16 protein-coding genes are annotated in these 17341 nt (G+C 62.8%); 12 read left to right on the top strand and 4 right to left on the bottom strand.

All coding sequences use genetic code 11. The features are described 5' to 3' along the window. Positions 1–62 precede the first annotated feature (62 nt). Positions 63–1313 (bottom strand): glycoside hydrolase family 5 protein, encoded by a 1251-nt coding sequence (locus tag NKH38_RS13340; RefSeq protein ID WP_023700289.1) that lies wholly within the window; start codon positions 1311–1313, stop codon positions 63–65. Between the two features lie 65 nt (positions 1314–1378). Between NKH38_RS13340 and ybgC the strand changes: the two genes are divergently transcribed. The 9 genes from ybgC to ftsH all read left to right on the top strand — a co-directional run bounded on the left by ybgC (position 1379) and on the right by ftsH (position 11381). Next, a complete protein-coding gene (ybgC, locus tag NKH38_RS13335) occupies positions 1379–1849 on the top strand; it encodes a tol-pal system-associated acyl-CoA thioesterase (RefSeq protein ID WP_023700290.1) in 471 nt (156 codons plus the stop codon). 312 nt (positions 1850–2161) lie between these two features. Further along, entirely contained in the window at positions 2162–2872 is a 711-nt protein-coding gene (gene tolQ / locus NKH38_RS13330; RefSeq protein WP_023673844.1) for a protein TolQ, read from the top strand. A gap of 9 nt (positions 2873–2881) precedes the next feature. Next, positions 2882–3334 (top strand): protein TolR, encoded by a 453-nt coding sequence (gene tolR, locus NKH38_RS13325; protein ID WP_023673843.1) that lies wholly within the window; start codon positions 2882–2884, stop codon positions 3332–3334. 7 nt (positions 3335–3341) lie between these two features. Then, positions 3342–4499, top strand: a complete 1158-nt coding sequence (gene tolA / locus NKH38_RS13320) for a cell envelope integrity protein TolA (RefSeq protein ID WP_023700291.1) — start codon at positions 3342–3344, stop codon at positions 4497–4499. Positions 4500–4537: 38 nt separating this feature from the next. Next, positions 4538–5842 (top strand): Tol-Pal system beta propeller repeat protein TolB, encoded by a 1305-nt coding sequence (tolB, locus tag NKH38_RS13315; protein ID WP_023673841.1) that lies wholly within the window; start codon positions 4538–4540, stop codon positions 5840–5842. A gap of 249 nt (positions 5843–6091) precedes the next feature. Beyond that, a complete protein-coding gene (pal, locus tag NKH38_RS13310) occupies positions 6092–6598 on the top strand; it encodes a peptidoglycan-associated lipoprotein Pal (protein ID WP_352760976.1) in 507 nt (168 codons plus the stop codon). A 213-nt stretch (positions 6599–6811) separates the two neighbouring features. Next, on the top strand, positions 6812–7894 hold the full coding sequence (ybgF, locus tag NKH38_RS13305) for a tol-pal system protein YbgF (RefSeq protein WP_023726183.1): 1083 nt from the start codon (positions 6812–6814) through the stop codon (positions 7892–7894). Between the two features lie 51 nt (positions 7895–7945). After that, positions 7946–9352, top strand: a complete 1407-nt coding sequence (gene tilS / locus NKH38_RS13300) for a tRNA lysidine(34) synthetase TilS (protein WP_352760973.1) — start codon at positions 7946–7948, stop codon at positions 9350–9352. 103 nt (positions 9353–9455) lie between these two features. Then, complete coding sequence (ftsH, locus tag NKH38_RS13295) at positions 9456–11381, top strand: ATP-dependent zinc metalloprotease FtsH (protein WP_023673598.1); 1926 nt, start codon at positions 9456–9458, stop codon at positions 11379–11381. Positions 11382–11447: 66 nt separating this feature from the next. Here the strand turns inward: ftsH and NKH38_RS13290 are convergent, their stop codons facing one another. Continuing rightward, positions 11448–11816 carry a winged helix-turn-helix transcriptional regulator gene (locus NKH38_RS13290; protein ID WP_023704885.1) on the bottom strand — a complete coding sequence of 123 codons (369 nt, stop codon included), beginning with the start codon at positions 11814–11816 and terminating at the stop codon, positions 11448–11450. Positions 11817–12001: 185 nt separating this feature from the next. On the opposite strand from NKH38_RS13290, the gene NKH38_RS13285 reads away from it, so the two are divergent. Further along, positions 12002–12766, top strand: coding sequence for an SDR family oxidoreductase (locus NKH38_RS13285; RefSeq protein WP_352760968.1), 765 nt, complete (start codon positions 12002–12004; stop codon positions 12764–12766). Between the two features lie 28 nt (positions 12767–12794). Then, positions 12795–13664, top strand: a complete 870-nt coding sequence (locus tag NKH38_RS13280) for an NAD(P)-dependent oxidoreductase (RefSeq protein ID WP_502896593.1) — start codon at positions 12795–12797, stop codon at positions 13662–13664. Between the two features lie 73 nt (positions 13665–13737). Here the strand turns inward: NKH38_RS13280 and NKH38_RS13275 are convergent, their stop codons facing one another. Then, on the bottom strand, positions 13738–14247 hold the full coding sequence (locus NKH38_RS13275; RefSeq protein ID WP_502896592.1) for a hypothetical protein: 510 nt from the start codon (positions 14245–14247) through the stop codon (positions 13738–13740). A gap of 183 nt (positions 14248–14430) precedes the next feature. Then, entirely contained in the window at positions 14431–15429 is a 999-nt protein-coding gene (locus NKH38_RS13270; RefSeq protein ID WP_352760965.1) for a hypothetical protein, read from the bottom strand. 343 nt (positions 15430–15772) lie between these two features. Between NKH38_RS13270 and glmM the strand changes: the two genes are divergently transcribed. Next, the gene (gene glmM, locus NKH38_RS13265; protein ID WP_352760963.1) at positions 15773–17125 is read left to right on the top strand and encodes a phosphoglucosamine mutase; all 1353 of its coding nucleotides are present in this window, start codon (positions 15773–15775) and stop codon (positions 17123–17125) included. Positions 17126–17341: the final 216 nt, after the last annotated feature.

Here is a 17341-nt window from a genome sequence, read left to right as displayed (position 1 = left end):
TTCCGGTTTTCGGACCCCTCATTTTCGACTCGGCCTGACCTGAATCTCGACATGCCCTAGGGCTAATGGAGCGAGCGGATCGCATCCATCACGGCGGGTTCGGCCTTTTCGCCGTTGAAAGCGTCGACGATGCCGAAGGCGCCGCCAAAACTCCACACCGACCATGAGAAGCCATGCGCCTCGGCGCGCGCGATCATGTCCTTGACATAGGCCGCGCGGTATTTGGGCGGCATCACATAGGGATTGCCATATTCCTGGCGGATCATGCCGAACTCGCCCAGCGTGATGTTTTCCGGCTTGATGGCGTTGGCCTTCGCCCAGGCCTCGACCTTTTCGAACGGCGCATCCATGACGCCGAGCAGCTTTTCGTCCGTGTCCATGCTGGCGACTTGTTCATCGAGATAGGCGAGCAGGCCGTTCCGTCTGGTCCGTGGCGCCTCGGCTTTTATCTTGGCGCGGATCGCATCCAGCGTCGCATCGAGCTCGGCGCGCGGCACCGCGGTCAGCGGATAGGGCAGGCCGGTAACATAGAGAATGAAATCGCCGGCCCAGGTCGCGCCCTGATGCGTCAGCAGGAACGGGTCGTAGGAGTGGAAGGTCCAGATGATGTTGTCGTCGGGGATCGACTTTGGGTCGATCCTGACCAGCGAAGCCGCACTGGAATAACAGGCGCCGGTCAGGATCAGCGTCAGCCTGGTGGCCGAGGCGCGCGCGGCCGCGAACAGCTTTTGCTGACGCTCCGGCCACAGGCTGGTGCCCTCGCTGTCGCAGTCGACGATAGGCTCGTTCATCGGCTCGAAAGCGACCTGCGCCGGGTCCTCAGTGGCAAGCGTGCGCGCCATTTTGCGGACGACCTCGACATAGGCCTCGAAGGTTGCGGGATCGTCCATCACCTGGCCCATGCCGATCTCGCGGCCGCCGCCGGCCGGGATCAGGTGCATGTCGACGATCACTTTCAGACCGGCCCGGTTGATCATGCGCGCCGAGTCTCGCACGCTGGCATAGAGGTCGTCGCGCAGCGCCAGCGTCTGGTCCGACATAAACGGCGAGGGGTCGACCGGCATGCGCAGAAAGTCGAAACCGGCGGCCTTCAGCGCCTTGAGGTCACCCTCGTCGAGGAACTTGCGCCATTCCGGATAGGGCAGGATGGCTTGTCGGTCGTTCCATTTGTCTTCCCCGACCCAGGTCGTCCACTGGTCGAGGTTGAGGCCGCGCTTCATCGAAAAGGTCGCGGCCTGACCGGGAAGCGCAGACGCCGCCAGCACCAGCAGCGCTGCCATCAAGGTCTTGATCATCGCCGTCAACAGTGCCATCCGGTTTGCTGCGCTGGTGATTTTGGCAAGACAGGTGCCCCGCCGGGGGCAAAAAGGAAAGCGCGATGGACGATCATGGTGAATCGGCGGCGCTTGCTGCCGGGCTTTCCGGAGCCTTGACGGAATTCGGCCATCGGCTGATGGCGCGAGTCTATTATGCCGACACCGATTTTTCCGGCGTCGTCTACCATGCGCGCTATCTCGAATTCTTCGAGCGCGGGCGCTCGGACTATCTCAGGCTGGCGGGCGTCCACCACACAGAACTTCACGAAGGCAAGCACGGCGAACGGATCGTCTGGGTGGTGCGGCGCATGGAGATCGACTTCCGCTCGCCTGCCCGCATGGACGACATCCTGACCATCGACACATCAACGCAGGATATTTCCGGCGCCCGCATCGTCATGGCGCAGCAATTGAAACGCGGGACAGAGGTTCTGGTCGAAGCAAAGGTCGAGGCGGCGATCATTGGCGAGAACGGCCGGCCGAAGCGCTTTCCGAAAGAATGGATCGCGGCCTTTCTACCAGGAGCAAGCTGATATCCAGGCCTGCCGGCCGGCAACGGGCGGCCAATCGGCAGCGCATTCGATTGTGGATGGATGGTCCGCGTCGTCCCTTGGCGCGGCAATGCGCCGCGCCATATTTCCTAACCCATCCTTAACCATAACGGTTCATGAAGAGATCGGTGAAGATTGGAAGAATCCGCGCGCCTTCCTTTCACCAATATTTGCCCTGAAAAGGCCGCCAACGGTGCATTTTGGGGTTAATCCGGAAGCCAAGCGCGAACGGACCACAAGGGATGCCCATGGGCCAGCCGCCAGCGATGCCCGGAAAATCTTAAGGACTGAAGCATGGAAACTACCGCACTCGCCGATCCGGCAGCGCAATTGTCGATTTGGGCGCTGTTCACACAGGCCAGCTGGGTGGTCAAGCTGGTCATGATCGGTCTGCTCTGCGCCTCGGTCTGGACCTGGGCGATCATCGTCGACAAGCTGGTCAGCTATGCCCGCATGCGTCTGTCGCTCAATCGCTTCGAACAGGTGTTCTGGTCGGGGCAGTCGCTGGAAGAGCTCTATCGCACGCTTGCCGACCGCAAGACCACGGGCATGGGTGCGATCTTCGTCGCCGCCATGCGCGAATGGAAGAAGAGCTTCGAGAAGGGGGCCAAATCGCCGCTCGGCCTGCAGACCCGCATCGACAAGGCGATGGACCTGGCGTTGACGCGCGAGATGGAGAAGCTGGAGGGCCGTCTCGGCTTTCTCGCCACCACCGGTTCGGCTGCACCCTTCATCGGCCTGTTCGGCACCGTCATCGGCATCATGACCTCGTTCCAGGCGATTGCCGGTTCGAAGAACACCAGTCTCGCGGTTGTTGCACCCGGCATTGCCGAAGCGCTGCTGGCGACGGCCATCGGTCTTCTCGCCGCCATACCGGCGGTTATCGCCTACAACAAGCTGTCATCCGACGCGAACAAGATCGCGGTGCGGATGGAAGGGTTCTCGGATGAGTTCTCCGCCATACTCTCGCGCCAAATCGATGAAAAAGTAGCGCCTAAGGGCTGAGGTAAGAAGATGGGTATGTCGGTTGGCATGGCAGGACGCGGCGGGCGCGGACACAGGCGGCGCGGCCGCCACCATGCATTGATGTCGGAAATCAACGTCACGCCGATGGTCGACGTGATGCTGGTGCTCTTGATTATCTTCATGGTCGCCGCACCTATGTTGACGGTCGGAGTGCCGGTCGACCTGCCGGAGACGAAGGCCAAGGCTATGAACGCCGACACCCAGCCGATCACCGTTTCGATCGACGCGGCCGGCAAGATTTTCCTGCAGGAGACCGAAATCCCAAGGGAAGAGCTGGTCGCCAAACTGCAGGCGATTTCCAAGACCGGCTACGAAGAGCGCATCTTCATCCGCGGCGACAAGGCGACTAACTATGGCGCCGCGATGGAGGTCATGGCCCTCATCCAGGCCGCCGGCTACAAGAATATCGGCCTGATTTCACTGCAGCAACAGGATCAGTAGACGCACGATGAAGACCGGCCTCACCACATCGGTGATACTGCATACGGTGGCACTGGCTTTCGGCCTGTTCACCCTGTCGGCGCCGGCCGCGCTGCCGTCCACGGATGTCGAGTCGATAGCGGTCGACATCGTTCCCATGGAAGCCATTGCGCAGACGCTGCAGGGCGACAAGAAGGCGGTAATGCACGAAAAGCCGGCGCCGATGCCGACCAAGCGTCCCGACATCGTGCCAGATGCACAGAAAATCGGCGAGAACAGCGTTGATACCGACAAGCCGGTGACGGACGATCCCAAGCCGAAGCCGGTGGAGAAAACAGCGACGGCTGCTCCGGCGCCGACGCCGACCGAAAAGCCGAAGACCGAGGACACGCCGAAGCCAAAGGAAGCGCCGAAGCCGACACCTGCGACGGAGGTGGCGCCGGAGCCGCAGCCGAAGGAAGAGGTCAAGCCCGAGCCGGTGAAGCAGGTTGAACCGAAGCCGACCCCGGTGAAGGAGCCTGCACCAACACCGCAGCCGGACACGACCGCCGCCATAGAGCCGAAGCCACGCGTGAAGCCCGATGCGGTCGCCGAAGCCATATCGGATCAGCAGCCTCTGGAAGAAGCGCAGCTTCCGACTTCCGCTCCTGCTCCCGAAGCACGGCCGAAGCCGCAGCCGGCGCAGGCCGAAAGCGCGAAGGCTCCGGACCGCAAGGACACCGACAAGCCGGTCAAGGAAGCCTCGTCGAAGCCGAAGTCGGATGACAAGCAGTTCAATGAGGCTGACATCAAGGCTTTGCTCGACAAGCAGAAGCCATCCGGCGGCGGCGCCAAGCGCTCGACCCAGCAGGCATCGCTAGGCGGCGACAAGGATCAAGGCCAGAAGCTGTCGAAGTCCGAGCAAGGGGCATTGGAAGAACAGCTCGGTGGCTGCTGGACCCTCCCGGTTGGGCTTGAGGGTTCTGAGGATTTCACCGTGGTGATCCGTTTCAGCCTGGATGCCTCCGGCAAGCTGGAGGGCCGTCCGACCGTCGAGAAGTCCAGCGGCAACCCCCAATTCGACAGCAGCGCGGTTCGCGCTGTGCAGAAATGCGATGTCGCCGGCCTGCAGGTGCCCGCCGGAAAGCATGACATTTGGTCCGACGTTCGCGTCAACTTCGATCCCAGAGCGATGCTTGGCCTGTAGCCTGAGCACCCAGAAATCAGCAAGAGAAGCGAGAAGACATGAAATCCATCCTCAAGCCGCTCCTGATGGTCGCCGCGATGGCGATGGGCATGAACGCCGTCGTCACCTTGCCTGCTCGAGCAACCCTCGAGCTCAACGTCAACAAAGGCAATGTCGAACCGATGCCGATCGCCATCCCAGATTTCCAGGGAGGGCTCGGCGCGCAGATTTCCGAGATCGTCACCGCCGACCTGAAGCGCTCCGGTCTCTTCGCACCGATAGACAAGAACGCCTTCATCGAGAAGATCGCCAATCCGGATGCGCAGCCCCGTTTCGACGACTGGAAGGTGATCAATGCGCAGGCGCTGGTCACCGGCAGCGTGAGCAAGGAGGCGGACGGCCGAATCCGCGCCCAGTACCGACTATGGGATATTTTTGGCAACCAGCAGATAGCCGGGGAGCAGTTTTTCGCCAACGACGCAAATCAACGCCGTGTCGCCCACATCATCGCCGATGCGATCTATGAGAAGCTCACCGGCGAGAAGGGCTATTTCGACACACGCGTCGTCTTCATCGACGAATCCGGCGCCAAGAATGCGCGCAAGAAGCGGCTCGCCATCATGGACCAGGACGGCGCCAATGTGCGCTATCTCTCCGATGGCCGCTCGATCGTGCTGACGCCGCGTTTCTCGCCGAATCGGCAGGAAATCACTTACATGTCGTATGAAAGCGGCCAGCCGCGGGTCTATCTGCTGCAGATCGAGACCGGACAGCGCGAACTGGTCGGCAACTTTCCCGGCATGACCTTTGCGCCGCGCTTCTCGCCCGACGGCCAGAAGGTGATCATGAGCCTGCTGCGCGATGACGGCAATTCCAACATCTTCGCCATGGACCTGCGCAGCCGCTCGACCACCCGGCTGACCAACTCGACCGCCATCGACACCTCGCCCTCTTATTCGCCCGACGGCAGCAAGGTGGTATTCACTTCCGATCGTGGCGGCCGTGCGCAGATTTATGTGATGGGCGCCGACGGCTCGGGCCAGACCCGCATTTCGTTCGGCGACGGCGTCTATTCGACGCCGGTGTGGTCGCCGCGCGGCGACCTCGTCGCCTTCACCAAGCAGACCGGCGGCGAATTCCAGATCGGCGTCATGAAGACCGACGGTTCGGGCGAGCGCATCCTCTCCTCGGGCTTCCAGCAGGAGGGACCGACCTGGGCGCCCAACGGCCGCGTGCTGATGTTCTTCCGCGACTCCGCCGGCGGCCCAAAACTGGTTTCCGTCGATCTCACCGGCCGCAACGAACAGTCGATCCCGACCGCGAATTTCGCGTCGGATCCCGCCTGGTCGCCGCTGCTGGAGTAGGTTCGGCCGAATTGCCACACCTGCTAAAAAGGGGCCCGTTTGGCCCCTTTTCCATTCATTAGTCGCGTTTCGGCCGCATTTCCGCCTAGGGTCCGCGCCAACTGTGACCGTGGATTTGAAGGTCGTGGACGGACGATCGAAACCAAACATTAACCGTATTTCTTGAATGCCGGTTAACCCAAACGTGGTTACTGGGTGATCAACGAAATCACTCGAAATACGATCACTCGAATACGAAGGAGAGGCGGCATGGGCCGTATCGCAGCACTTACCAGAAACCCGGCGATGATCGCCCTGATCGCAATGCTCGCCATCACCGGTTGCGCCTCGAAGAAAACCCCGAACAGCGCTGAAGAGCTCGGCCTCAACGGCGCGGGTGCGGCAACGCCCGGCTCGGCGCAGGACTTCACAGTCAACATTGGCGACCGCATCTTCTTCGACACGGACTCGACCGCGATCCGCGCCGATGCGCAGACGACGCTGTCGCGGCAGGCACAGTGGCTCAACCAGTACAAGCAGTACGCCATCGTCGTCGAAGGCCATGCTGACGAACGCGGCACACGTGAATACAATCTGGCTCTCGGCGCCCGCCGCGCCGCCGCCACTCGCGACTTCCTGGTCGCCAGGGGCGTCTCGGCGAGCCGATTGAAGACGATTTCCTACGGCAAGGAACGTCCGGTCGCGGTCTGCGACGACATCTCCTGCTGGTCGCAGAATCGCCGCGCGGTCACCACGCTCTCCGGCGCCGGCTCCTGATAGGCAAGACGGCGGCGCCTTAGTCGCATAATTGCAACACTTCCATGCGAAAGGCGGCCTTGTGGCCGCCTTTTTCAGTTTCGGTCCCGGAAACAAACCCGGAAACAAAATTTGGCCGAAGTCTCGCCTCCTGCTAAGAGCCGAGGGCGTCGTGCCGGTCCCACTGTGATCGGAAGGCGCGAACAGGCTCACGATATTCACGGCGAGAGGCACATGCATTTCAGATCGGTCTTGAGCGGCACGCTTGCGCTGCTGCTCGTATCAGGCTTCGCGGCTTCTGCGAGCGGCACCGGACAACCCGCGGATAGCGGCTTTTCCTTCCATCTGCCGACGCTCGGCATTTTCGGCAAGAAGGAGAAGCCGGAGCAGCAACAGATCGCGCAGCAGCAGGACGGCACCGCCGCCGCGGGGCTGGAAGATCAGCTCCGGCAGATGAACGGCAAGCTCGAGGAACTCAACTTCCAGATCCTGCAGATGCAGGAGCAGATGCGCAAGCAGCAGGAAGACAACGAGTTCCGCTTCCAGCAGTTGGAAGGCGGCTCCAGCGGGCAGCCGCCGGCCCAGAAGAAATCGGAGGCCGCGCCGCAGGACGGTGGCGCGGGCACCGGCGTCGCCGAGGCCCCGGCAGACCAGGCGCCGGCCGGTGCCGGCGCGCAGTCGGATGGCGGCCAGAGCGTCGGCGAGGTCATCGTCGAATCGCAGACCGGCGATCCCGGCAAGGTGATCAACGGCACGCCGCCCAAGACCTTCGGCACCATTACCGTCGACAAGAACGGCAATGTAATCGACGCCGGCGGCAACACGCAGGCAGCGGCGCCGGCGGAAGGTGCGGCTCCCGCCGCCGAGGCGCCGGCTGCCGGGGCTAAGACCGGCAAGTCGGACGGCACGGTGGTGGCGGCGCTGCCTGCCACCAACAACCCGGAAGAGATCTACCGCAACTCCTACCAGTTCATCCTGTCGGGCGACTACAGCACCGCCGAGCAGGGTTTTCGCGACCACATCGCCCGGTTCCCGAAGGACGCCAAGGCGGCGGACGCGCATTACTGGCTTGGCGAATCGCTGCTTGGCCAGCAGAAGTATCATGACGCTGCCGAGGTTTTCCTCTCCGCCAGCAAGGACTATCCGAAGGCCAAGAAGGCGCCTGACATGCTCCTGAAGCTTGGCGTGTCGCTGGTCGGCCTCAAGCAGAAGGATGTCGCCTGCGCCACCTTCGGCGAGATCGGCAAGCGCTATCCCGATATTTCGGCCGCGCTCAAGGAACGCGTCAAGCAGGAGAGGGCGCTGGCGGCGTGCTAGTCTTTGCCGTGTTGTCCCAGAACCGGGACCACTTTTGCGCGACATGCATTGATGCTCGATACCGAGCCTGACCTTTCGAATTTTTCGCAGATCGACTTTACCAACGGCGCGCTTGCGGCCGTGTCCGGCGGCAGCGACTCGACCGCCCTCCTTCTTCTCCTCAAGGCTCACCTCGACCGCAGCGCCCCGACAGCCCGGCTGCTGGCGGTGACGATCGACCACGGCCTGCGTCCGGAAGCAGCAGCCGAAGCGCGCAGCGTGGCAAAGCTTTGTGCCGAGCGCGGCATTGCGCACCGGACGCTCAACTGGTACGGCGCCAAGCCGTCGGCCGGCCTGCCCGCGGCGGCGCGCGAGGCGCGCTACCGGTTGCTGGCCGAGGCAGCGCAGGCGCAAGGCATTGGTGTGATCGTAACCGGCCACACCGCCGACGACCAGGCCGAGACCGTCCTGATGCGAGCCGCGCGGAATGACGGGCGAGAGCTTGCAGGCCGAGGTCTCGCCGGCATGGCGCCTGTCACCCTCTATGACTGGCGGATCTGGATCGCGCGGCCGCTGCTCGGCGCTCGGCGCGCGGCGTTGCGCGCCTTCCTGCAGCGCGAACATGTCGGCTGGGTCGAGGATCCGACCAACATCGACACGAATTTCGAACGCCCGCGCATCCGCGCCGTGCTCGGCGAAGACCGGAGCGGGCAGCGTTTTGCCGAAGCGATCGGCCTGGCCAGGCGGGCCGCCGGCGAGCGCGAACAACTCGGTCGCCGCGCCGCCGCCCTGATCGGTGAATTTGCCAGCCGGCCGGCGAGGGGTCTCATCCGTCTCGATCCCGGTCTTGCCGAAGCTGACGACACGCGAGCCTCGGTCTATGCGCTGCGTGTCCTGCTGGCGGCGACGGGCGGCACCGCCTTGTTGCCGGACCAGGCGCGCGGCGAAGCGCTGTTCGAGCAAATGCGGGCCGGTCGGCTTTGCGCCACATTGTCGCGGGCGGTCGTCGATATCAGGCGAAACGGCATCTTCCTGCGCCGTGAATCGCGCGACCTGCCGCGTTCCGCGTCGATAGCTGGCACTCTGCTTTGGGACGGTCGCCGGCGGATCACGCCAGACATCGAAGCCGGGGCGGTCACATTGGGCGACAGTCCGGGTGCATGGTTGATCGCGCCGCTTGGCGCCGCTGCCGCCGCCAGAACGCCGATTGCCGGGGATGGCGCGCCGCCAAGCCTTGTGCGCGCCGCCCTGGCTGCGGAACCGGCGCTATGGCGCGGCGGCGAATGCCTTGGTTTTGCAGGGGATGTAGCGGCGGCGGCGGCAATCGCCGTCAGTCCCGCCGTTGCGCCCTTTGCCCGTTTTCTGCCGTGCTTCGATCTGGTGTTGGCGCAGGCCGTGGCCGAGTTGATCGGCGCACCGCCTGTCCCGGCTTGCCCTTTGGCCGCCACAGTGCCGGTTGATCATGGCGCGAAAGCTTAACCCAGACGTGCTGTTATGCTTGGCAAGGGGGGGCGCTCTCCCTATGTTAGGCGCAAGTTTCCTCTCATGACGCGTGTCCCAGCGGGCACCAACGGGACAATTGATGAATCCGAATTATCGCAATCTCGCGCTCTGGGCGATCATAGCGGTCCTGCTCATTGCTCTCTTCAATCTGTTCCAGACGCCGCAGACTCGCGGGGCCTCGACCGACGTTCCCTATTCGCAGTTCCTGCAAGAGGTCGCGGCCGGCCGGGTCAAGACGGTGGTCATCGCCGGCGCCCGCATCACGGGCACCTACGCCGACAACGCCAATGGCTTCCAGACCTATTCGCCTGGCGATCCGCAGCTGGTCTCGCGGCTGCAGGACAAGAACGTCACCATCAATGCGCGGCCTGAGTCGGACGGTTCCAACTCGCTGTTCAGCTATCTGATCTCCTACCTGCCGATGATCCTGATCCTTGGCGTGTGGATATTCTTCATGCGCCAGATGCAGTCCGGCTCCGGCCGCGCCATGGGTTTCGGCAAGTCGAAGGCCAAGCTTCTCACTGAGGCGCATGGCCGCGTCACCTTCCAGGATGTCGCCGGCGTCGACGAGGCCAAGGAAGATCTGGAAGAGATCGTCGAGTTCCTGCGCGATCCGCAGAAGTTCCAGCGCCTCGGCGGCAAGATCCCGCGCGGCGTGCTTCTGGTCGGCCCTCCCGGCACCGGCAAGACGCTGCTTGCGCGCTCGGTCGCCGGCGAGGCCAATGTGCCGTTCTTTACCATTTCGGGCTCCGACTTCGTCGAGATGTTCGTCGGCGTCGGCGCAAGCCGTGTCCGCGACATGTTCGACCAAGCCAAGAAGAATGCTCCCTGCATCATCTTCATTGATGAAATCGACGCGGTCGGCCGCCATCGCGGCGCCGGCCTCGGCGGCGGCAATGACGAGCGCGAACAGACGCTGAACCAGCTTCTGGTCGAGATGGACGGCTTCGAGTCCAACGAGAGCATCATCCTGATCGCCGCCACCAACCGGCCCGACGTGCTCGATCCGGCGCTGCTTCGTCCGGGTCGCTTTGACCGCCAGGTGGTGGTGCCGAACCCCGACATCGTCGGCCGAGAGAAGATCCTCAAGGTGCATGTGCGCAACGTGCCGCTGGCACCGAATGTCGACCTCAAGGTGATCGCACGCGGCACGCCGGGCTTCTCGGGCGCCGACCTGATGAACCTTGTCAATGAATCCGCTCTGATGGCGGCGCGCCGCAATAAGCGCCTTGTCACCATGGCCGAGTTCGAGGACGCCAAGGACAAGATCATGATGGGCGCCGAGCGCCGCTCGTCGGCCATGACCCAGGCCGAAAAGGAACTCACGGCCTATCACGAGGCCGGCCACGCCATCCTGGCGCTCAACGTGCCGTCGGCCGATCCGCTGCACAAGGCGACCATCATCCCGCGCGGCCGCGCGCTCGGCATGGTCATGCAACTGCCAGAAGGCGACCGCTATTCGATGAGCTACAAATACATGATCTCACGGCTCGCCATCATGATGGGCGGCCGCGTTGCCGAGGAGTTCAAGTTCGGCAAGGAGAACATCACCTCGGGCGCCTCCTCGGACATCGAGCAGGCGACCAAACTGGCGCGCGCCATGGTCACGCGCTGGGGCTTCTCCGACAAGCTCGGCCATGTCGCCTATGGCGACAACCAGGAAGAGGTTTTCCTCGGCCATTCGGTGGCGCGCACGCAGAACGTCTCGGAAGAGACCGCGCAGATCATCGACGCCGAAGTGCGCCGGCTGATCGACGAGGCCTATGTCACGGCCAAATCCATTCTGACCAAGAAGAAGAAGGAATGGATCGCTCTGGCGCAGGGCCTGCTCGAATACGAGACGCTTTCGGGCGAAGAGATCAAGCAGCTGATCGCCGGGCAGAAGCCCGCGCGAGATTTGGGCGATGACACCCCCACAAGCCGCGGCTCGGCTGTGCCGAAGTCCGGCCGCCGCAAGAAGGGTCCCGAGCCCGAAGGCGGCATGGAGCCTCAGCCATCGAGCTGAGCTGACATCACTTGATGCAAGAAAACGCCGCGGCTCAATCCGCGGCGTTTTGCTATTCAGGGTCTCTCAAAGAGCATGCGGGACGGATGCATTTGCTTTGCCGGGGCGCACACCGTCAGTCCGGCCAGCATGTTGCTTGCCCCATCTGGCCAGCGGGATCAGGGCATTGTCCAGCTCGATGCCGAATTCGGTAATCGAGTATTCGACCCTCGGCGGCACCTCGGGAAAGATTTCGCGATGGACGATGCCGTCGGCCTCCATTTCGCGCAGCTGTTGGATCAGCATCTTTTCGCTGATGTCAGGCACCAGCCGCTTCAGCTCACCGAATCGTGCCGGCGCTTTGTGAATCTGCCAGAGCAGTAGCGCCTTCCATTTGCCGCTGATGACCTCCAGCGCCGGCCCCAATCCGCAACTATCTGGCTGTTTCTTTCCCATGTTTCATCCAATTCTGAGCAATCGGTGGGTAGCTTACATTTTTGTCGGTACTTGAGAAAAACCAAGCCGGTCCATAGCTTCAAACCAGCTCGCCGGCATCGGCGAACACCACAACATCATATCGGTACCTCGCTTCGACCTGCAAAGGCCGTCGGCGGCCGGATTTTGTCAAAAAGGGATGGATCATGACACGATACGCAAACAAGAAGGCCGTTGTCATCGGCGGGACGCACGGCATGGGGCTCGCCGTTGCCGAAACCCTGATCGAAAGCGGCGCCGAGGTCCTGGTCACCGGCCGCGACCAGCGCAACATCGAGGCCGCGCGAGCCAAGCTGCTTTCGCGAGCTCATGTCGTGCGGTCCGATATCTCAGACATGGCCGATATCGTCACGCTCGGTGCCGAAGTGGGGCAGAAGCTTGGCCAGATCGACTTCCTTCACGTCAATGCCGGGGTGGCCAATCTCGAACCCGTGGAGCGGGTCACCGAGGACAGTTACGATCGCACCTTCGACATCAACACCAAAGGCGCTTTCTTCACCGCGCAGCGCCTGCTGCCCCTCATCAGGGATGGTGGCGCCATAGTCTTCACCTCGTCGATCGCCGACGAATCCGGCACTGGTGGCATGAGCGTCTATTCCGGATCGAAGGCGGCACTGCGCGCCTTCGCCAAGGTCCTGGCCGCCGAGCTTCTGCCGCGCCGGATCCGCGTGAATGTGGTCAGCCCTGGTTTTATCGATACGCCGACGATGGGTGTGGCCGACGCCTCGGCCGAGGAGCGGGCCGCCTTCATGGCGATCGGCGACGCGGTCACGCCGATGAAGCGCCACGGCACGGTGGAGGAGGTGGCGCGCGCAGTGCTGTTCCTGGCGTTCGACGCGACCTTCACCACGGGCGCGCGGCTGACCGTGGACGGTGGCCTTGGCCAGGACCTGACCCCGACACCGGCGTAACCGCGCAACCAAACCAAGGAGAAGCAGAATGAGCGACATAACAGTAATCGGTCTCGGCGCCATGGGCACTGCGCTTGCCGAAGCCTTTCTGAACCAGGGACATGCGGTGACGGTGTGGAACCGTTCTCCGGCAAAGGCTGAGGCTTTGGCAGCCAAGGGCGCCATTGTGGCCAAGAGTGTCGAGGAAGCCGTCAGATCGAGTCCACTGATCGTGGCGTGCCTGCTTGTCTATGACACCGCTCGTGAGGTGCTCGGCCCAAGCCGAGACGCGCTGTCGGGCCGCACATTTGTCAATCTCACCAACGGCACGCCCGAGCAGGCGCGGGCGATGTCGGGCTGGGCGGTGAGCCAGGGCGCGAGCTATATCGACGGCGGCATCATGGCGGTGCCGCCGATGATCGGCGGGCCGCACGCCCTGATTCTCTACAGCGGTTCGCGCCAGGCGTTCGATGCTTGTTGGGGGCAGCTCGGAGCGCTCGGCACCAGCAAATTCCTCGGTGAGGATGCTGGCCTCGCGCCGCTCTATGATATCTCGCTTCTGAGCGGCATGTACGGCATGTTCGCGGGCGTTCTGCAGGCGTTGGCATTGACGGGCGCAGCAGGAATCCCGGCCGGCGAGTTCATGCCGCTGCTGGCTTCCTGGCTTCAGTCGATGCAAGGCCTGCTGCCGAAATGGGCGGAACAGATCGACAGTGGCGATCACACCAGCAATGTCGTTTCCAATCTGGGCATGCAGGCTGATGCTTACGTCAATCTCATCGATGCCAGCAGGTCGGCTGACGTCAGCACCGAACTCGTCTTGCCGATGCAAAGCCTGATGAAGCGCGGGGTGGCTGCCGGCCAGGCCAATGCCGATCTTACAAGCCTGGTCGCACTGCTCTCGAAACAAGGCGCTTGACGGGGCAAGACCCAAGAGAAGGCCCGCCAACCTTGCGGTTGGGGGCCGTCGATCTTCAAACGCTGCTGGTCGATCAGCTCTTCAGCTTGGCGTTGCAGAGGCTGTAACAGCCGCCGCCCTTCTGGATCCAGCGAAGGCCGTTCAACGTACCCGCGTCCTTGTTGCCGTGGTAGCCCTGCAGGCAGGTCTTCATCCGCGCCTTCGAGGGCTTCTCGGTCTTGAATTCGGCGGCGAGGGTGGTCGGGAATGTCACGCCCGTCGGCGCTACAGCGGGGGCGACCGCCGCGCTGGTTTCCTTCTGCGGCTGCGGCTCGGTTTTGACCGCATCCGCATTGGCACTCTCCGCAGCTGACGTCGCACACTTCTCTGTGCGGAAAGCTGTCCAATCCATGCCGTTCAGAGTGCCGCCCTCCTTGGCTGTGCGATAGGCCTCGCCGCATTCCTTCATCGTCAGTGCGCTTGCAGGGGCGACGCTCCAAGCAATCCATGCCGTCACAGCCAATGCCGCCAATTTCCATCTGGACATAAGACCCTCCTGGTTGACAAAAGTTTGATGTCCTTTTGTATACCATTTGTTCTTCATATGTTCAACTGGAATCTTTGCGAACCAACCATAAGTCTGCGGTGGGCAGTGTGGGCGAATAGATGATGCCAACACCTTCCGCGGTATGTAAACGCGGGCAACGCCAGGTGTCTTCGAGCGCAATAAAAAGGCCCGCGCATGCTGCGATGCGCGGGCCATTGTCTGGAGAATATGGCTACGCGATCAGCTCTTCAGCTTGGCATTGCAGAGGCTGTAGAAGCCGCCGCCCTTCTGGATCCAGCGCAGGCCATTGAGCGTGTTGGCGTCCTTGTTGGCATAATACACCTCGAGGCAGGTATGCATGCGGCCCTTGGCCGGCGTCTCGCCGGCGTATTTCTTTGAGATCGCGGCCGGGAACTTGACACCTTTGGGAGCGCTGACCGAGGGCTTCTCGGGCTCGCTGGTATAGGTCGCCTCGCTCGGAGCGGGCACGGTGTCGTCGTCATCTGCGCCGGCGCCGCATTCGGCCTTGCGGAAGTCGTTCCACTTCTTGCCGCCCAGCGTATTGGCAGACTTGGCAGCCTGGTACTTGGCGCTGCAATCGGCCATGCTCAGGCCCTTGCCGCTGCTGTCGGCAGTTGCCTTGGTGGTTGCCTTGGCGGGCGCTGCCGCGGCCGAGGCCCCGGCGGCGCATTCGGTCTTGCGGAAGTCGTTCCACTTCACGCCGTTCAGTGTGCCGGCGGCCTTTGCCGCCTGGTATTTGGTGCTGCATTCCTTGGCCGTCAGGCCCTTGGCGCCATCGTCGGTTGTGGCTGCGGCCTTGGTCGTGGCCTTGGCCGGTTCTGCCGCGGCGGATGCGCCGGCGGCGCATTCGGTCTTGCGGAAGTCGTTCCACTTTGCGCCATTGAGCGTACCGGCGGCCTTGGCAGCCTGGTACTTAGCGCTGCATTCCTTGGCCGTCAGACCCTTGGCGCCATCATCAGCGGCGGCCTTGGTCGTGTCCGTCTTGGCCGCAGCTGCCTTCTTGGCCGCCGGCTTTGCGGTCACGGTGGTGGCCGCCGCGTCGGTGCCGCACTCGGCCTTCCGATACTGATTCCAGGTCTGCCCGTTCAGCGTGCCGGCGTCCTTGGCGGCATTATACTTGGTACTACACTGGGCCATGGTCAGCGCGCTGGCGGGCGCCGCCATGAACAAGGTTGCGACGGCAAGACCCGTCAAGGTTGCAAGTCGGTGGATGAGCATGGCGTTCTCCCGTTGCTGCGCCCATAGGTTGTATCTGTGTCAATCAATAGCTCTCAACGCTAGGCTGCGCCAGATGCTAAACGGCGTTCTCCCGATAAGGTGATGGACCCTTGCGATCTGCCCCTCCAACAGTCCGGCTTACCGGCCCAATCTGCGCAGTGTGGCCCAGTGTGAATGTTATATTGCGGCAAGACCGTGTCATGATACGCTGCCAACGCTCCGAACAGCCTGCTACAATGATTTTCTAAGAATTGGTAATATACAATCACACAATGTGATAGTCGGGCTCGGACCAATTGTGGCATTACGAGCCGGCTGAAAACCGACGGGGATTCTGGTAAGCATGGAAGGACGTTATTTTGGCACCGACGGCATTCGCGGGCGCGCCAACAAGTTTCCGATGACGGCTGAGATCGCGATGCGGGTCGGCATGGCCGCCGGCCTGTCGTTCCAGCGCGGCAGCCATCGCCACCGCGTCGTGCTCGGCAAGGACACCAGGCTGTCCGGCTACATGATCGAAAACGCCATGGTGTCCGGCCTGTGCGCGGCCGGCATGGATGTGTTCCTGCTCGGCCCGATCCCGACACCGGCAGTCGCCATGCTGGTGCGCTCGCTGCGCGCCGATATCGGCGTCATGATCTCGGCCTCGCACAACCCTTATTACGACAACGGCATCAAGCTGTTCGGTCCCGACGGGTACAAGCTCTCCGACGAGATCGAGGAGCGCATCGAGAGCATGCTCGACAAGGATATCGAACTGGCGCTCGCCGATTCCGACGGGCTCGGCCGCGCCAAGCGCGTCGACGGCGTGCATGACCGCTACATCGAATTCGCCAAGCGCACGCTGCCGCGCTCGATGTCGCTGTCGGGTCTCAGGATCGTCGTCGATTGCGCCAATGGCGCAGCCTACAAGGTGGCGCCTGCCGCACTTTGGGAACTGGGCGCCGAGGTCATTGCCATCAATGTCGATCCGAACGGTTTCAACATCAACAAGGAATGCGGCTCGACCCATCCGGCCGGCCTGCAGAAGAAGGTGCATGAAGTGCGCGCCGATATCGGCATCGCACTCGACGGCGATGCCGACCGTGTCGTCATCGTCGACGAGAACGGCGCCATCGTCGACGGTGACCAGATCATGGCGCTGATCGCCGAGTCCTGGCACCAGAGCGGGCGATTGGCCGGCGGCGGCGTCGTCTCGACGGTGATGTCCAATCTCGGCCTCGAACGCTTCCTTGGCGACATGAAGCTGCAGCTGCATCGCACCAAGGTCGGCGACCGCTATGTCGTTGAGCATATGCGCGCGCATGGGTTGAATGTCGGCGGCGAGCAGTCGGGCCACATCGTGCTGTCCGATTTCTCGACCACTGGCGACGGGCTGGTCTCGGCGCTGCAGGTGCTGGCCTGCATCAAGCGGCAGAACCGGCCGGTCAGCGAACTGTCGAAGAAATTCGAGTCGGTACCGCAGCTGCTGAAGAATGTCCGCATCGCCGGCGGCAAGCCGCTTGAGGAAGCCACGGTCAAGGCGGCGATCGAAGACGCGCGCAACCGTCTCGGCAAGGCCGGCCGCCTGGTCATCCGGCCCTCCGGCACCGAGCCGCTGATCCGCGTCATGGCCGAGGGCGACGACCCGCAGCTGGTCGAGGCCGTGGTCAACGACATCGTCGACATCATCTCGGAAACGCGCAGCGCCGCCTGATTGCGCTGCCTCCGACGGCAGGGGCGAACTGCCGGCTCAAGACTTCAAGCCCGCCTGCAGGCGGGCTTTTTGTTTCGGCCAGGGTTGGTCCCAGCGTCATGCCGGCGGAGGCCGTTTGCTAAAATGTCGAGAATTCGTGGTTAATCGACAGGGTTAAACGCCTTTTAACTTTTCCAATTCATTATCCACAACTGAGGTCAATCACATTCGGGCAAG

The sequence above is a fragment of the Mesorhizobium sp. M1078 genome (assembly GCF_040318615.1).
Taxonomy (GTDB): Bacteria; Pseudomonadota; Alphaproteobacteria; order Rhizobiales; family Rhizobiaceae; genus Mesorhizobium.
The sequence above is the reverse complement of the archived record's forward strand: the minus strand, read 5'-3'. Positions and strand labels throughout refer to the sequence as shown.

Bases quoted from the DNA above. Each gene is read 5' to 3' on its own strand.
- NKH38_RS13340 (WP_023700289.1), bottom strand. From the start codon at position 1,313: ATGGCACTGTTGACGGCGATGATCAAGACCTTGATGGCAGCGCTGCTG.
- ybgC (WP_023700290.1), top strand. From the start codon at position 1,379: ATGGACGATCATGGTGAATCGGCGGCGCTTGCTGCCGGGCTTTCCGGA.
- tolQ (WP_023673844.1), top strand. From the start codon at position 2,162: ATGGAAACTACCGCACTCGCCGATCCGGCAGCGCAATTGTCGATTTGG.
- tolR (WP_023673843.1), top strand. From the start codon at position 2,882: ATGGGTATGTCGGTTGGCATGGCAGGACGCGGCGGGCGCGGACACAGG.
- tolA (WP_023700291.1), top strand. From the start codon at position 3,342: ATGAAGACCGGCCTCACCACATCGGTGATACTGCATACGGTGGCACTG.
- tolB (WP_023673841.1), top strand. From the start codon at position 4,538: ATGAAATCCATCCTCAAGCCGCTCCTGATGGTCGCCGCGATGGCGATG.
- pal (WP_352760976.1), top strand. From the start codon at position 6,092: ATGGGCCGTATCGCAGCACTTACCAGAAACCCGGCGATGATCGCCCTG.
- ybgF (WP_023726183.1), top strand. From the start codon at position 6,812: ATGCATTTCAGATCGGTCTTGAGCGGCACGCTTGCGCTGCTGCTCGTA.
- tilS (WP_352760973.1), top strand. From the start codon at position 7,946: ATGCTCGATACCGAGCCTGACCTTTCGAATTTTTCGCAGATCGACTTT.
- ftsH (WP_023673598.1), top strand. From the start codon at position 9,456: ATGAATCCGAATTATCGCAATCTCGCGCTCTGGGCGATCATAGCGGTC.
- NKH38_RS13290 (WP_023704885.1), bottom strand. From the start codon at position 11,816: ATGGGAAAGAAACAGCCAGATAGTTGCGGATTGGGGCCGGCGCTGGAG.
- NKH38_RS13285 (WP_352760968.1), top strand. From the start codon at position 12,002: ATGACACGATACGCAAACAAGAAGGCCGTTGTCATCGGCGGGACGCAC.
- NKH38_RS13280 (WP_502896593.1), top strand. From the start codon at position 12,795: ATGAGCGACATAACAGTAATCGGTCTCGGCGCCATGGGCACTGCGCTT.
- NKH38_RS13275 (WP_502896592.1), bottom strand. From the start codon at position 14,247: ATGAAGAACAAATGGTATACAAAAGGACATCAAACTTTTGTCAACCAG.
- NKH38_RS13270 (WP_352760965.1), bottom strand. From the start codon at position 15,429: ATGCTCATCCACCGACTTGCAACCTTGACGGGTCTTGCCGTCGCAACC.
- glmM (WP_352760963.1), top strand. From the start codon at position 15,773: ATGGAAGGACGTTATTTTGGCACCGACGGCATTCGCGGGCGCGCCAAC.